Below are 16,967 nucleotides of genomic sequence, written 5' to 3'. Positions count from 1 at the left end.
ATTGACACAGCAAAGTATGAGTTCAATTGAATTTGCAAATCCCGAATACTTCTATTTTTTATTACTTCTACTACCATTTATTGCATGGTATATTTTTAAGGATAAAAATGCACAAGCAAGTATTCAGGTTTCAACCGTAAAAAGCTTTAATGCAGCACCAAGAACCTATAAATATTATCTGCGTCATGCGCTGATCGTATTTCGTGTTTTGGCTATTGCATTTTTAATAACAGCACTGGCCCGACCACAATCGAGCAACCGATTCGAAAACACAAGCACCGAAGGTATCGACATTGTAATGTCGCTGGATATTTCTAGCAGTATGCTTGCCCGCGATTTTGAACCAGACAGATTAGAAGCAGCTAAAGATGTGGCGACACAATTTATTACGGGTCGTCCTGAAGATAAAATAGGATTGGTAATTTTTAGTGGTGAGAGCTTTACTCAATGTCCCTTAACTACCGATCATGCCGTTTTAATCAACCTTTTTCAGGATATCCAATCGGGAATGATTGAAGATGGCACAGCAATTGGTCTGGGATTAGCTAATGCCGTAAACCGATTAAAAGACAGCCAAGCCAAATCAAAAGTGGTAATTTTACTAACCGATGGTGTAAACAATCAGGGAGAAATTGCTCCATTAACCGCTGCCGAACTGGCAAGTACTTTTGGCATTAGAGTATATACAATTGGTATAGGAACAATGGGCGAAGCTCCCTATCCGATTCAGACCGCTTTTGGTATAAGCATGAGAAATATGCCTGTTAAAATTGACGAGGAAGTTTTAAACAAAATTGCAGATATGACTGGCGGAAAATATTTTCGTGCCACAGACAATAACAAGCTGAAAGCAATATATGCTGAAATTGACAAACTCGAAAAAAGTAAAATAGAGGTAAGACAATACAGTACTAAAAGCGAGGAATATTTACTATTCGCCTTTTTAGGTGCCTTTTTCCTTCTATTGGAAATAGCACTGCGCAATTCAATTTTACGGAATATTCCGTAAGAATAACATTATTGAATAACTGAAAATAATTTTAAAATGGATCAATTTCGTTTCGATCATCCAGAATATTTATATCTCTTCCTACTCATTCCCATTTTAGTGGTTTTGTATTGGGTGAGCCATATAATCAAGAAAAAAGCTTTGCAAAAATTTGGCGAAATGAGTATTATTTCTCAATTAATGCCTTTTGCATCTTTTACAAGGCCAATTTATAAATTCATAATTCTTACCCTATCGCTGGCATTTATCTTTATCGGCATTGCAGGTCCTCAATTCGGATCCAAGCTTAAGAAAATAAAACGAAAGGGAGTAGAAATTATAATTGCCCTTGATGTTTCCAACTCGATGATGGCTCAGGATATTCAACCCAACCGTCTGGAACGAGCAAAACGTGCCATCTCAAAAATGGTTGATAAACTAAATAACGATAAAATTGGTTTGGTGGTATTTGCCGGAGAAGCATACACACAATTACCAATAACAACCGATTATGCTTCGGCAAAATTATTTTTATCGTCCATAAGTACCGATATCGTTCCTATTCAGGGAACAGCAATTGGTTCGGCAATAAACCTGGCAACAAAGAGTTTTACTCCTGATAGCGAAGCCAGCAAAGCAATTATTATTATTACCGACGGAGAAAACCATGAAGATGATGCAGTTGCTGCAGCAAAAATGGCACAATCCCAAGGCATCACGGTTCATACCATTGCAATGGGATTACCCGAAGGTGCTCCTATTCCGGTAAGTTCAGGATCAAGCGACTTTAGAAGAGATGAGGAAGGAAATATAGTAATCTCGAAGTTAGACCAGCAAATGGTCGAGCAAATTGCCATTGCCGGAGGTGGAAAACCGGTTATTGCCAATAATACTACAACAGGCTTAAACGTTTTATTTAAAGAAATAAATAAAATGAACAAAACAGAACTAGAAGCTAGAGTTTATGCTGCTTACGATGAAAAATTTCAGATTTTTATCGCCATAGGTATTCTGCTTCTATTTTTCGAAATGTTTGTATTAGAACGTAAAAACCGACACCTAAAAGATATAGATTTATTTAAACCATCGAAATAGCAACAGACAAACAGAGCAATTATGAAAAAATATTTAATACTGTTCATGAGCATGATTTGTCTTCTAAGTATGGAGGCCAATGCCCAAAAAGAAAGAAAATTTATTCGTGCAGGAAATGATCTTTTTGAAGGCGATAAATTTGAAAACTCCGAAGTTGAATACCGAAAAGCCCTCGATAAAAAAATTAATTCGTACGAAGCTGGTTTTAACTTAGGTGATGCTTTGTATAAGCAAAAAAAATATGATGAAGCATTAAAACAGTTTCAGACTTTAGCCGTAAGCGAAAAAGATCCTAAAAAACTGGGAGAGCTCTATCACAATATGGGCAACACCCTGTTGGCAAATAAAAAAATAGATGAAAGCATAGAAGCCTACAAACAATCCTTGCGCAACTTTCCCAATTCGAAAGAGACAAAGTACAACCTCGAATATGCTCGCCAAATGAAGAAAAAACAAGAGGAAGAGCAAAAGAAACAGGATCAGCAAAACAAGGATAATAAAGATCAAAAGGATCAAAACAAAGACCAGAATAAAAAAGATCAAGACAAGAAAGATCAGGACAAAAAGGATCAGGACAAGAAAGATCAACAAAACAAAGACAAACAAAAACAGGATCAGAAAGATAAGCAGGGCGATCAGGATAAAAAGAAACAAGATCAGCAACAACAAAAAAATAAAATTTCTAAACAAGATGCTCAACGCTTACTGGAAGCTCTAGAAAACGACGAGAAAAAAGTTCAGGAAAAAGTTCAAAAAGCCAAAGCAAAAGCTCAAAAAGCGAAAAAAACAAAAATTAAAAAAGATTGGTAAAATAATACATCCTTACTTCGAAACAGAAAACTAAAACTCTTTTGTTTTTCGAAAATTAAGCGAAATACCAACTTATTTAACTAATGTTTTATAAGTACATTTGTGCCACAGATCAATTAACTGATATTTTAAAGAACACATCTGAAAAACTATTATATACGGATGAAGAAATTATTTTTCTTATTATTAGCGACAATTTTTATTAGCTCTTCGGCCATTGCCGAGGAAGTTAAGTTTACAGCATCGGCTCCTAAGGTAGTCGAAGTTGGTGAACAATTCAGACTTGTTTATAGCATTAACGAAAAGGGCAAGGATTTAAAAATGCCTTCTCTTGCAGGCTTTAGAGTATTAATGGGGCCATCAACTTCGCGAAGTTCCAGTTCTCAATACATTAACGGAAAATGGTCTTCTGCAACCTCTTACACCTACACCTACGTTCTACTGGCTGAGAAAGAAGGCAAATTCACCATTAATCCGGCTAAAATTAAGGTGAAAGATTACAACTTTACATCTAACTCGCTAAATATCGAAGTTGTTAAAACCAACAACAAAACTCAAAATACACAAAGCAGTCAAAAACAAAGCCGGACTAGTGAAAACAAAATCACTCAGGCCAACCTTTTTGTTAAGGTTAATGTAGACCGAAAAAGTGTTTATATGGGCGAGCATGTTGTTGCCACCATTAAGGTTTACACAAGATTGAATATTGCTGGCTTTGGTGATTCTAAATTCCCTTCGTTCAGCGGATTTTTAAGTCAGGAAATTCCAACTTCCGGACAAATTTCCTTGCAAAGAGAAAATGTAAATGGTACAATATATAATGTTGGAACCATCCGAAAATTGATTTTATTTCCTCAACACACAGGTAAAATAACAATTGATCCTTTCGAATTGGAATGTATCATTCGTCAGAGTCGTGCCAGTGGTAGCAGAGGTTTCTTCGACGATTTCTTCGATAATTATCAGGATGTTCGTGTTCCGCGTAAAAGTAAACCTGTTACCATTCGGGTTAAAGATTTTCCGGCAAACAAACCTGCCAGTTTCGATGGTGCTGTTGGTAAATTTAAATTATCAGCTACTATCGATAAAGACTCCGTACAAGCCAATGATGCAGTTACTTTAAAAGTAAAAATATCTGGTAATGGTAATCTTAAATTAATAAATCCCCCGGAATTCAACTTCCCTGCCGATTTTGAGGTGTACGATCCTAAAACGAATCAGAATCTTAAAAATACAACAACAGGAACAAATGGATCAACCACTTTCGAGTATTTAATTATTCCACGTCATGCAGGTAATTATGAAATTCCAGCTGTTGACTTTAGTTATTTCGATCCGAAAGCGGGAATATACAGAACAAGGTCAACACCTAAATTCAACATTAAAGTAGGCAAAGGTCAGGGTGATGCTTCGTCAACGGTAATCAGCTCCTTCTCGAAAGAGGATGTGAAATTTATTGGTAAAGATATCCGATTTATAAAAACCAACGATTTTACGCCAAGTGTAAAAGGCGAAGTATTTTTTGGAAGCTTAAACTTTTACCTGGGATATCTTATTCCTTTTGTGATTTTCATATTGGCTTTTATTGTCAACAGAAAACGCATTAAAGAAAATGCTGATGTTGCCCGAATAAAAAATAAACGAGCCAACCGCGTAGCTATGAAACGCTTAAAAGCTGCATCGGCACGTTTAAAAGCGAAACAAAAAGAAGAATTTTACGATGAAATATTAAAAGCACTCTGGGGATATACTTCAGACAAACTAAATTTGCCTTTAGCAGATCTTAACAAAGAAAACATAACAGATATTCTTCAGAATAAAGCTTTAGAGCAAGAGTTGATTAGTAATTTTATTACAATTCTGGATACTTGCGAATTTGCGAGATATGCACCTTCCTCCGGATCATCGGAAATGGATGAATTGTATAAAAAGACAATGGAAACTATTACTAAGTTAGAAAAGAACATTTAAGTTTTGAAGTTTAATAGCATTCGAAAAATGAAAAATTTATTATATATACTAATGGTTTTGGTCTGTTCGTTTACTGTTCAGGCTCAGCAAACACCAATTAGCGAAGCAAATGATTTTTATCAGAAAGGTGAGTATGAAAAAGCAATCAAATCATACGAATTTGTATTGGAAACACATATAGAATCGCCTGAAATTTATTTTAATCTAGCCAATGCTTACTACAAAACCGGGCAAATAGCTCCCTCTATTTTAAACTACGAAAGAGCAAAACTTCTTGCTCCCGAAGATGGAGATATTCAATACAATTTAAAATTGGCACAGGTTCATGTACTCGATAAATTAGAAGTACTACCCGAATTACTTGTAAGCAAATGGTATGCGGGAATTCGAAATGCATTCTCGGCTAAGTTATGGTCTTATTTCTCAATTGCACTATTCTTTATTTGTCTTGTTTTTGCATGCTTTTACCTTTATAGCAACAAAGTTGGCTTAAAAAAACTTGGTTTTCTGTTGGCTACACTTTGCCTGATACTAAGTATTCTTTCTTACTCTTTTGCCTCGCAAAAAACAAAAGAAATTGCGGTTCGAGAATATGCAATTATTTTTAACCCAAGTGTAACCATTAAAGGATCGCCTGATGATAGTGGAACGGAACTTTTCCTTTTACACGAAGGTACCAAAGTAAAGGTTATTGATAGTCTTGGGGACTGGAGAAATATTCAGTTAAGCGATGGAAACGAAGGTTGGTTAAAAAAAGAAGATATCGAAAAGATCTAATCCTTCTTTCAATTTAAGATATAAGCTGTTAGTTTTACTAGCAGCTTTTTTTATACAATAAAAAGAAATCCCCCTAAGAGTCTTGCTAATTTTGTGCTAAATTTATGGGCATTGGTAGATTGAGGTACTTTTTTAGTAAGATGGGATAGCTGAGAACTTGTTCGAAGATCCTCCCACCCAACTTAAAGATTTTAAGTAGAAGTAACTAAAGCTTACATGCCCTAGATTTTTTGCATCCTTTTTCATCAATGGAAAAAGGATGAGCCACTGCAGCTTGAGCAGTTAAAGTTGAATGAATAATTTTATATATCAAAATGATACACAGTATACAAAACGAAACTCTACAAATAAGTGTTAAAGAAACCGGAGCAGAATTGTGCAGCATAAAATCCATTGCAAGCGGTAAAGAGTTTATATGGCAAGCTAATCCTGACATTTGGGCCAGCCACGCTCCTAACCTATTCCCTATAATTGGCTGTTTAAAAGACAATGCTCTTATTTATGACGGAAAAGAATATGCAACACCTAAGCATGGCTTTATCAGAAACAACTCAGATATAAAATTACTTGATAAAAGTGAAAATAAGCTAAGTTTTGTCTTACAATCGAATGATAACACAAGAGTCCTATATCCTTTCAAATTTGAGTTTCGTATTCATTTTATTTTAGAATCGAATAAATTAAAAGTCGTTCACCAAATTATAAATACAGGAAATAGCGAAATGCTCTTCAATCTTGGCGCTCATCCGGCTTTTAATTGTCAGCTTAATAAAAATGAAAGCTATAATGATTACTACCTGGAATTTGAAAAAAACGAAACGCTTAACACCTGGAATTTAACTGAAGGCGGATTAATAGCAGAAGAAGGAGAGCAAATTTTAAACAATGAAAATCAAATCAACTTACATCCTGAAATTTTTGCCAATGATGCATTAATTTTCAAGAATTTGAAATCGTCAGCCGTAAGTTTAAAATGCAAGAAATCTGATTTTGAATTGAAAGTACAATTCAAAGATTTTCCTTACCTGGGATTATGGGCCAAACCCAATGCTCCCTATGTGTGCATAGAACCCTGGATTGGAATTGCCGATTCTGCAGATACAAACAGAGAATTCGAAAACAAAGAATTAATTCAGAAACTTCCTGTTTCAGAAATGTTTACAGCAGAATACTCCATTGAAATAAAAGAATAAAAATAACGCGCAGTAAACCAATTTTACTGCGCGTTTCCTTTTCAATTATTTTAATAATGGATAATCGGTATACCCCACTTCATTTCCTCCATAAAAAGTATCCTGATTCGCTTCATTTAAATCGGCATCCAATTCAAATCGCTTTTCCAGATCAGGATTGGCCAAATAAGGCACTCCAAAAGAAACCAATTCCGCCAGTCCATCATGAATCGCCTTATTCCCTGACTCTTTGGTAAAACCACCATTAATCATTCGTACTCCTTTGTAAAACTTTCCATAATATTCCAACACATTCTTTATCAACTGCGGATACTCATCAATTGGCATTAGTGGTTCAATTAAATGCAAATAAGCCAAATTGTAGTGATTCAATTTCTCAATTACAAAAGAGAACAGTTCTGCAGGATTAGAATCTCCCATATCATTAAACAAACCACTGGGAGACAGCCTAACTCCGACTCTTTCGCCAGGTAAGATCTCTGTTACAGCATCCAAGACTTCGAATAAGAATCTGGCACGATTTTCAATACTTCCACCATATTTATCGATACGCTTATTGGTTTTATCAACCAAAAACTGATCAATCAGATAACCATTAGCCGCGTGAATTTCCACACCATCAAAACCTGCTTCCTTCGCATTTTTAGTAGCAAGTCTGTAATCCTCAACAATATTCTTAATTTCGAACTCTTCCAAAGCACGCGGTGTAACAAAATCTTTTAAACCCTCAAAAGTAAAAGCCTGTCCTGCCGGCTTAATTGCAGAAGGTGCTACAGGCAAATCGCCATCATGAAAATCGGGATGAGAAATACGCCCTACATGCCACAATTGAATGAAAATTTTCCCTGCTTTCCGATGTACTGTTTCTGTAATTTTTCTCCATCCATCAACCTGATCTTTACTGTAAATTCCAGGAGTTGCAGGGTAACCCTTTGCTTGTGGTGATATTTGGCTGGCTTCGGTAATAATAATACCTGCACCAGACCTTTGTTCATAATACTTTACCATTAAGTCTGTAGGCACATCACCTTGTCCAGCTCTGTTTCTGGTCATTGGAGCCATTACCATTCTATTTTTTAAGTCTAAATCGGCAATCGAAAAAGTACTTAATAGTGTGTTATTTTTCATTATATCTTTCTTATTTTTATTTATACAAAATACAAATAAGATTTTATATCTTGAAAAAGTATTTTTTTAGAATAGTATAAATAAATTAATAGAAAGCCATTACCAAACAAGATTCAAATTAGATTCGGAATAGTTTACAGATTCCATCATTGCTTTGTATCTTCGTCCAAAATTAGCAATAGGCACAAAAAACAGACATCTAAATTCAATATCCACACAAGTGTATTATAAAGAATTTCGCTGAGATTTAAATATTGCAACACCAAGGAAACTAGATCCGCATGAATAAAATTGAACTATTAGCTCCAGCTAAAAATCTGGAAACAGGTATTGCAGCCATAAATTATGGAGCTGATGCCGTATATATTGGAGCCCCAAAATTTGGAGCCCGCTCAGCCGCAGGTAACACCCTGGAAGATATTAAAGAGCTTATCGATTATGCTCACCGATATTGGGCTAAGGTGTTTATTACCATGAATACCATACTGTATGACAATGAGCTAAAAGAAGCCGAAGCTTTAATTCACAAACTATACGAAATAGGTGCCGATGCACTAATCGTTCAGGATATGGGAATTCTTGAAATGGATCTTCCCCCTATCGAATTACACGCAAGCACGCAAACTCACAATTACGATTTAGAACGAATTCAATTTTTAGAAAAAGTTGGTTTCAAAAGAATCATTCTTGCGCGGGAACTATCTCTCGATCAAATCAAAAATATTAGAAAAAATACCAATGTTGAGCTGGAATACTTTATTCATGGTGCACTTTGCGTGTCGCTAAGCGGACAATGTTATTTTTCTCAAGCCATTAATGGAAGATCGGCAAATCGTGGAGAATGCAGTCAAGCCTGCAGAATGAAATACGATCTTGTAGATGAAGAAGGTACAGTAATCGCAAAAGACAAATACCTTCTCTCTCTTAAAGATTTAAATTTATCTGATCATTTGGAAGAAGTAATTGAAAGCGGAATATGCTCTTTAAAAATTGAAGGCAGGTTAAAAGATAGTTCCTACCTTAAAAATGTAACAAGTTTTTACCGCCAGAAATTAGATTCTATTTTTGATAAAAAACGAGAATTCGAAGCTAGCTCATCGGGTCAAATCAATATTGATTTCACTCCCGATTTGGATAAAACTTTTAACCGTGGATACACCAATTATTTCTTCTCTGGAAGAGTACCCGAAATTGCCAACTTCTACACACCAAAATCAATGGGTAAAGAAATCGGTAAAATTATTGATGTAAAAAAAGACCACTTTATTGTTGAAAGTAAGTTTAAATTAAACAATGGCGATGGATTATGTTTCTTCAATAAAAATAAACTTTTAAAGGGACTTCAGGTTAATGGAGTTAAGGGAGACAGAATCTTTCCTAACGATATGAGCATGATTCAAAATGGGGCTATTTTGTATAGAAATAACGATCATGAATTTGCAAAAATCTTAAAACGCGATAATTCTGTAAGGAAAATATCAGTAGAATTTTTTCTAACTATTTTTGAAGATACCCTTAACCTTACCGCTATTGATGAAGACGAAATTTCGGCGAATATCGAACTAAAAGGTGGATTTGAACTTGCCCGAAACGAAGAAATGGCCATAGCCAACATTAAAAAGCAATTGCAAAAAACAGGTGATTCAATATTTACACTTAGCAATATAGAAACCGAATACGATAAAGTACCATTTATACAGGCTAAATTATTAAACGAACTTCGTCGCGATTGTTTAAAGCAATTGAGCGAAAATAGATTGGCAGCCACAAAAACAGAAAAGTCGAGACCTTTAATTTCACATCCGCAATATCCATCTAAAGAACTAACTTATATGGGAAATGTGGTAAATTGTAATGCCCAAGAATTTTATAATAAATGTGGCGTAGAGAAAATTGAAGATGGATTTGAACTACAGCAAAATAATTCCGGTAAAACAATAATGACCACAAAACATTGCCTAAGACATGAATTTGGCTTATGCAATAAAGAGGTTAAAACGGGAATAAAAAAGAATTCTCCACTGTATTTAGTTGATAATAAAAACAGATACAGATTAGAATTTAATTGCCAGAGGTGCGAAATGAAAATTATTTTCGAATAAATCGAATAAATTCTTCAAACGTAAAAAAAGAAGCTCTAAAATTGATATTGGTTATGCTTACTGATATAGAAATATTAATTCGCGAAGGTGAACATCAACAACAGGATTTCAAATTCTGTATTACTGATTCCAAAAAAATTGCTAAATCTTTATCGGCCTTTGCCAACACCGATGGAGGCAGATTGCTTATCGGCGTGAAAGACAATGGTAAAATTTCCGGAGCTCAAATAGATGAAGAGTACCACATGATTCAGGCGGCAGCAGATATGTACTGCCGCCCAAAAATACGCTTCGATAGTAAAGTTTGGCATGTTCACGGTAAAAATGTCTTGGAAATTATTATTCAAGCATCAGCACAAAAACCACATTACGCACAAAATGATAATGGTAAATGGCTGGCATACATCCGAAAAGATGATGAAAACAAATTGGCCAATAGAATTATACTGGAAGTTTGGAAACAAAAATCACAAACAAATGGTTCTTATTTACAATACAGCACAACAGAAAGCCTGCTTTTAGATTATTTAAAAGTAAATGAGACAATAAGCCTTAACAAATTCTATAAACTGGCTAAAATAAGTCGGTATAAAGCCGAAAAAGTACTCGTAAAATTAATTTGCTGGAATATTATAGAACCTGTATTTGAGGAAGTTGGAACAAGATACAAGCTCAAAGAAAATAATAAAAGCTCCCTTTAGATTTTCTCATTCTAAAACATAAAAAAACCGCACTAATTATTGGGATTTTAAACTCCTGTATGACAGGATTTGAGTGCCTGCTTGGTCAAGTTTCCCCTGTGCCGAAGCAACCCGAAGGTTGGGGCCTGCTTTTGCAAGCATGTTGCTTTCTCGGTATGTGATAACTGTTGAGTTTAACAATCGCTAATTAATGCGGTATGTCTATATCTTGTATTAAAAGAACGTTCTTTATACATGCAAATTAAGCAAGAATATCCCATAAAACAAGGGCTGCAATAATTTTTTTCACATATTTTGACGAATCTAAAAAATAAAAACCTGCAACATTCAAGCAATGAATTTTTTAGAAAATTCTTTGCTATTAATTTTTTATTAAGAAATTCGCCCTCGCTTTGCTGATTTTGCCAATATTTGTATTTTTACCGACTGATTTTTAAAAATGGCAGCAACTCCTTATATAGATATTCATACTCATAATCTTAATTTTTTTCAGGAAATTAAGGCTATTGTGAATATTTCGTTGTTTGAAGATAATACTAACATCAATAATAATTTAAATTATTCTGTAGGTTTACACCCCTGGAATATAAAAGAAGAAAGACTATCAATCGAACAATCTTTAATTTCAGAAACAAAAAAATTAAAAGCTATTGCAATTGGAGAAATAGGTTTAGATAAGGCAATAAGTACAAACTTATTAGTGCAGGAAAATATTTTTACAAGCCAGATAAAAATTGCCAGACAATTACGAAAACCCGTAATTATACATTGTGTTAGAGCATTTTCCGAATTACTAAAAATAAAAAAGAAACACGAAAGCCATACTGCATGGATTATTCATGGCTATCAAAAAAATATAGAAATCGCAAGCAATTTGCTTAAAGCGGATTGCTACTTATCATTTGGAGAAGCAATTCTTAGGAATAAAAAACTTCAGCAAGTTTTTAAGCAAATACCAAATGATAAATTCTTTCTGGAAACCGATGATAGTGAACTATCTATCATGAAAATATACGATAAAGCTGCAGAAATAAAAGAAATTAGACTTGAAGATCTGAAAAAACAAATACAAATAAATTATAATACCTGTTTTAAAAGTTATGAGTGAAGAATGGCTAAGCAGAACCAAACTGCTACTGGGGGATAAAAAATTGGAGCGCTTGCAAAAAGCTCATGTGTTAGTTGTAGGATTAGGAGGTGTTGGAGCTTATGCCGCAGAACAAATTTGCCGTTCGGGAGTTGGTAAAATGACAATTGTTGATGGAGATACTATCGATACATCAAACATTAACCGACAATTAGCCGCAACCACATCAAATGTAAGTAAAGATAAAGCCAAAGTTATGGGTGACCGATTACTCGACATTAACCCAAAGCTGCAACTTACAATTTTAAACGAATTTCTAAAGGGAGAACGAACTAGCGAAATATTAAAATCAGGACAATTCGATTATGTTGTAGATGCCATTGATACTTTAACACCTAAGATATTTTTAATTGAATACAGCTTGCAAAATAATTTAAAAATCGTGAGCGCGATGGGTGCTGGTGGAAAAACCGATCCCAGTAAAATACAAATTGCGGATATCTCTGATTCATACAATTGTAAATTGGCAAGAATGCTTCGCAAGCGACTTCACAAATTAGGTATCCATAAAGGAGTGAGAGTCGTATTTTCGCCCGAAGATGTTTCTAAAAATGCAGTAATTATTGATGAAAGCAGAAATAAAAAATCAAATGTAGGTACCATTTCATATATGCCTCCTCTATTCGGATGCTTTATTTCATCGGTTGTTATTAATGAGCTTTTAGCCGAAGCATAATTTATTAACCATACATCTATATGCGAATGTTATACTACGACATAATATCATCTCCAATTGGGAAACTGCTTTTATTAGCAAGTGAGAAAGGATTAAAACAAATTCTATTCGAATCACAACTCAAGAATATCACTATTAATAAAAATTGGCAACTCAATAGTTCAAAATTATCTGAAATTAAAGAACAACTCGACTCGTATTTTAATAAGGAGCTAAAACAATTTAATTTGATTTTGGACCCCAATGGAACGGCATTCCAAAAACAAATCTGGGAAAAATTACAGGAAATTCCCTACGGAAAGATAAAATCATATCAGGACATCGCCAATTCCATAAACAAGGCCAAAGCCTGCCGAGCTGTTGGAATGGCTAATTCTCTAAATCCTATACCAATTATAATTCCCTGCCATAGAGTAATTGGAAAAAATGGCAAACTTACCGGATATGCGGGAGGTCTGAATAATAAGGCCAAACTTTTACAATTAGAAAATATCGAATTTAAAAGTGATACGAAACAATATGATTTGTTTTAATTGACATCTATTTTGTTCTGAAATAGATTAACCCCCCCATATTAAAGTTTAGATAGATTAAAACTTAATACTTTGCGATAAATCTGTTTTATTTTTGATTTAAAGGCTAATTCATATAACTTGCCAGTCTATTGTATTGGTGTGCTTGTAAAGCATAAAATACAATAGGAATTTATCATTAAATCAATAAACTAATTCATGAGTAAAATTTTAGGACACAGTTTCCATATTCCGGTTATGGGCACGGGCTTTACTGTGGATACTCCTGTAAAAGTCGCTCACCTTGGAATTTCATCAGTTGTTTCCATTGTGGATGATTTGCTAGTAGAAAAAATGCGGGAAGTATATTGCAGTAAATTAAGTTTACCGTTCAAACCAATTACGGAAAAAACCAAAGATTTTAGAGCAGAAAGAATTACTTCTTATCTAAATTTATTAGATAAAGTAGTTACTGAGAAGTTCGAAAATCTAAAGGAATCCATTCAGGATAAAAGTAAAGAGTTGGAAGAATATTTGGATATGCTACCAGATCTTTCGGAGGTTAAACAGGAATTTAAAGCAAAATTTGCCGACAATCCATACCTTAAGGAAGCAAAAGAGTGGTTAAGCAATCATCTTCCATTAGGGGATATTGATGTTAACATCATGACCAAACTAGACAAGAGTAACTTTTATAAAGGGGAACAATTACCAACAGAATTCAATGATGCCCATGCAGCTCTTCGTGGATTTGCGATGAGTAACCTGGAGAGCTCCATGGTACTTTCTGCAGGAATGAACCCTCGTTTATATGGATACCTTGAGCAATTCAAAGATTTTTATCCTGATAGCAATGGCTATATCAAGAAAAAAATTGTTTTAAAGGTTAGCGATTATCGCTCTGCTTTAATTCAAGGTAGATTTCTTGCTAAAAAGGGAATTTGGATCTCGGAATACAGAATAGAGTCGGGTTTAAATTGCGGCGGACATGCCTTTGCTACCGACGGTTTTTTAATGGGACCTATTTTGCAGGATTTCAAAGATAAAAGAGATGAGCTAAAAGAAAGTACATATCAGGTATTGTTGCAAGCGCTAAAAGAAAAGAATAAAGTAATTCCCACAAATCCTCTCGAGATTAAAGTAACTGCTCAGGGTGGTGTGGGAACTTCAGAAGAACATGATTTTCTTATAAATCAATACAATCTCGATTCCATAGGCTGGGGAACTCCTTTTCTTTTGGTTCCGGAAGTTTGTAATGTTGATGAACAAACCTTATCGCTCCTGGAAAAAGCCAAAGAAAAAGATCTATTTTTAAGTCATGCCTCTCCTCTTGGGGTAAGATTTAATAATTTAGCTACAAATACTCGCGACATTGGGAAATGGGAACGTATGGCTAAAAACGAAGCAGGCAGCGTGTGCACAAAAAGATATATGATTGTAAACAAGGAGTTTACTGAGAAACCTATTTGTACTGCGTCCAGACAATACCAAAGACTAAAAATCGCCGATTTAAAAAAACAAAATCTTTCGAAAGAAGCATACGAAAAAGAACTTAATCTTTTACTTGAAAAAACATGTTTATGTAAAGGTTTATCAGCATCAACTTACATTGTTAATAATATAGACACAAAAAGCGATGGTGATGGTGTTTCAATTTGTCCGGGTCCTAATTTAGCTTATTTCTCGAAAAGAGCGAGCCTAAAAGATATGATTAATCATATTTATAACAGAGCTAATTTGATTGAAAGAAAAGACAGACCACACATGTTTATAAAAGAATTAAATATTTATTACGACTATTTAAAGGAACAAATCGAAGAGCCTAAAAAGCCAGTTCCAAAGCAAATTAAATCGCTCGAGACTTTCAAAAACAATTTGTTAAATGGAGTAAATTATTACAAAGATTTATCACAAAAATTTTCTGATAAGTTTATTCACATGAAATCTCAAATTGAAAATGATTTAAATAATTTAGAAGTAAAAATTAAAGACACGCTAATACGAGAATCTTAAAAAAAGAGTCAAGCTTAAAATAAGCTTGACTCTTTTTATTACCATCCTATACAACTGAATCTTACCCTAATTATTATGTTTCGATTGGCGTAAAACACCTATTGTTTTTTGAGTGTTTATTTCTGCTATTTGGGTAAAATACCTGAACTTCAATTCACTAAAAGGCTGCATATTTGTAGTGTGCGAAAGAGATCACAGTAAAGAATTTTCAAAATTGTGATTGTGCAGAAAGAGTAGTTTAATTTTAAACTACAAACAACACTTCGATCCTACAGTGATTTAGGTTAAGGTTAGAGTTTAATGTAGGATTCGAAGTGTTTTTTTAGAATTTTATTGGAATATTTCCATATTGTTAGTTTTTGCTTCAAAACTGTAAAAGATCTTCACCAATCTTTTACAGTTTTTTTTTGATAAAAAAAGCTGAATTCAATAGTAGAATCCAGCTCTCATAAAATTTACACTTTCTTAATTTTTCTCTGCTTCGACGAGCTCACTTTTTATACCAGCAATTTTCTCAAGCATTTCTGTTGTAATAGATTTAGGCCTTTCCAAAGGATACCCTAAAGCTCGGTCCCAAATAATATTAGCACAAATACCTATCGATCGTCCAATACCAAATAATACGGTATAGAAATCATATTCTGTAACACCATAATGCCATTGAATTACTCCCGATTGAGCATCAACATTAGGCCATGGATTCTTTGCCTTACCATGTTCCTGTAAAATTGGAGGAACTACTTTATAAAGTAAATCGGCATATTTAAAAATAGGATCTTCGGGCAAATGCTTTAAACTAAATTTGCGTTGTAACATATATCTAGGATCGGTTTTACGTAATACCGCATGACCAAAACCAGGAATAACCTGTCCTGAATTTAAGGTATCCCAGACAAATTGTTGCATTTCCTCTTCGGTTGGTAAACGATTACCCATTTTATCCATAACCTCTTGCAGCCACCTTAAAACTTCCTGATTAGCCAATCCATGCAAAGGACCAGCCAATCCATTAATCATAGCTGAAATAGAAAGGTAAATATCCGATAGAGAACTAGCAACCAAATGACCAGTATGCGCACTCACATTACCACTTTCATGATCACTATGAATAATAAAATGCAAACGGGATACATCATCGTAAGGTTTAGCAATTCCCATCATGTGAGCAAAATTACCCCCCATATCCAAATTAGGATCAGACTGAATTCTTGGTCCCTGACGATACAATTTATTATAGATATACGCAGCTATTTCGGGCAACTTAGCCAATAAATTTAATGCATCTTCGTAGGTTGCATCCCAATAATCTTTTTTATTTAAACCCGCATGATACTGTCTATTAAAAACAGATTCGCGATTTAATGTAAGAATTGCAGTCGAGAAAATTGCCATTGGATGACTGCAACATGGGAATGAATCAATTACCTCGTACACATAACGAGGCACAATTCTTCGCTTACTAAACTCGTCAACAACCTGCATTACCTCCTCCTGATTAGGTACATCACCAGTTAAAAGAAGATAAAACAATCCCTCAACATAAGGCATATCCCCACCTTTCGGTTTCGGCAAATTTTCAATTACCTCACCTAAAGTATATCCTCTATACCTAATTCCTTCTTCAGGATCAAGGTAAGAAATATCAGTAACCAATGATTTAAGCCCTCTCATTCCACCAATAACCTGGGAAATGGTAACATTATCAACAACTACATCTCCATATTCTTTTAATAACTTTTTTGTTCTGGGTTTTTGTTTTTCAATTTTCTCAGATAAGATCTGTTTAAGTGTTTTTTTCATCTTGATATATTTTTAATATCCGAAACTTTACCAGGTATCGTTTCAAGATTATAA

The 16,967-nt window shown here is 34.3% G+C and carries 14 protein-coding genes; 12 read left to right on the top strand and 2 right to left on the bottom strand.

Translation table 11 applies throughout. The features are described 5' to 3' along the window. Positions 1-16 precede the first annotated feature (16 nt). From ACT3CE_RS05725 to ACT3CE_RS05700, 6 genes are all read left to right on the top strand, one after another. Positions 17-1,009 carry a vWA domain-containing protein gene (locus tag ACT3CE_RS05725; protein WP_444708802.1) on the top strand — a complete coding sequence of 331 codons (993 nt, stop codon included), beginning with the start codon at positions 17-19 and terminating at the stop codon, positions 1,007-1,009. Between the two features lie 36 nt (positions 1,010-1,045). Beyond that, positions 1,046-2,083 (top strand): VWA domain-containing protein, encoded by a 1,038-nt coding sequence (locus ACT3CE_RS05720; protein WP_444708801.1) that lies wholly within the window; start codon positions 1,046-1,048, stop codon positions 2,081-2,083. Between the two features lie 21 nt (positions 2,084-2,104). Then, positions 2,105-2,893, top strand: a complete 789-nt coding sequence (locus ACT3CE_RS05715) for a tetratricopeptide repeat protein (RefSeq protein WP_444708800.1) — start codon at positions 2,105-2,107, stop codon at positions 2,891-2,893. A gap of 162 nt (positions 2,894-3,055) precedes the next feature. Further along, positions 3,056-4,864: a BatD family protein gene (locus ACT3CE_RS05710; RefSeq protein ID WP_444708799.1), complete on the top strand. Its 1,809-nt coding sequence runs from the start codon at positions 3,056-3,058 to the stop codon at positions 4,862-4,864. 27 nt (positions 4,865-4,891) lie between these two features. Continuing rightward, positions 4,892-5,641: a tetratricopeptide repeat protein gene (locus ACT3CE_RS05705; RefSeq protein ID WP_444708798.1), complete on the top strand. Its 750-nt coding sequence runs from the start codon at positions 4,892-4,894 to the stop codon at positions 5,639-5,641. Between the two features lie 314 nt (positions 5,642-5,955). Continuing rightward, a complete protein-coding gene (locus tag ACT3CE_RS05700; RefSeq protein ID WP_444708797.1) occupies positions 5,956-6,834 on the top strand; it encodes an aldose 1-epimerase family protein in 879 nt (292 codons plus the stop codon). A gap of 45 nt (positions 6,835-6,879) precedes the next feature. On the opposite strand, the gene ACT3CE_RS05695 is transcribed toward ACT3CE_RS05700, so the two are convergent. Continuing rightward, complete coding sequence (locus ACT3CE_RS05695) at positions 6,880-7,962, bottom strand: alkene reductase (RefSeq protein ID WP_444708796.1); 1,083 nt, start codon at positions 7,960-7,962, stop codon at positions 6,880-6,882. Between the two features lie 281 nt (positions 7,963-8,243). Between ACT3CE_RS05695 and ACT3CE_RS05690 the strand changes: the two genes are divergently transcribed. From ACT3CE_RS05690 to ACT3CE_RS05665, 6 genes are all read left to right on the top strand, one after another. Then, a complete protein-coding gene (locus ACT3CE_RS05690) occupies positions 8,244-10,064 on the top strand; it encodes a peptidase U32 family protein (protein WP_444708795.1) in 1,821 nt (606 codons plus the stop codon). 53 nt (positions 10,065-10,117) lie between these two features. Beyond that, complete coding sequence (locus ACT3CE_RS05685) at positions 10,118-10,765, top strand: AlbA family DNA-binding domain-containing protein (protein WP_444708794.1); 648 nt, start codon at positions 10,118-10,120, stop codon at positions 10,763-10,765. 439 nt (positions 10,766-11,204) lie between these two features. Next, the gene (locus ACT3CE_RS05680) at positions 11,205-11,873 is read left to right on the top strand and encodes a TatD family hydrolase (RefSeq protein WP_444708793.1); all 669 of its coding nucleotides are present in this window, start codon (positions 11,205-11,207) and stop codon (positions 11,871-11,873) included. Further along, on the top strand, positions 11,866-12,588 hold the full coding sequence (locus ACT3CE_RS05675; protein ID WP_444708792.1) for a tRNA threonylcarbamoyladenosine dehydratase: 723 nt from the start codon (positions 11,866-11,868) through the stop codon (positions 12,586-12,588). Before ACT3CE_RS05680 ends, ACT3CE_RS05675 begins: the two co-directional genes overlap by 8 nt. Positions 12,589-12,608: 20 nt before the next feature. Then, positions 12,609-13,121: a methylated-DNA--[protein]-cysteine S-methyltransferase gene (locus tag ACT3CE_RS05670; RefSeq protein WP_444708791.1), complete on the top strand. Its 513-nt coding sequence runs from the start codon at positions 12,609-12,611 to the stop codon at positions 13,119-13,121. A 198-nt stretch (positions 13,122-13,319) separates the two neighbouring features. Then, positions 13,320-15,113, top strand: coding sequence for a hypothetical protein (locus ACT3CE_RS05665; RefSeq protein WP_444708790.1), 1,794 nt, complete (start codon positions 13,320-13,322; stop codon positions 15,111-15,113). A 465-nt stretch (positions 15,114-15,578) separates the two neighbouring features. On the opposite strand, the gene ACT3CE_RS05660 is transcribed toward ACT3CE_RS05665, so the two are convergent. Then, positions 15,579-16,913 carry a citrate (Si)-synthase gene (locus ACT3CE_RS05660; protein WP_444708789.1) on the bottom strand — a complete coding sequence of 445 codons (1,335 nt, stop codon included), beginning with the start codon at positions 16,911-16,913 and terminating at the stop codon, positions 15,579-15,581. Positions 16,914-16,967 lie beyond the last annotated feature (54 nt).

Origin of the sequence: Marinifilum sp. RC60d5 (assembly GCF_052400665.1) — a bacterium.
In the GTDB taxonomy this organism is placed as follows: Bacteria; Bacteroidota; Bacteroidia; order Bacteroidales; family Marinifilaceae; genus JBQTGK01.
Note: the sequence above shows the minus strand (reverse complement) of the source record. Positions and strands in the feature narration are given on the sequence as shown.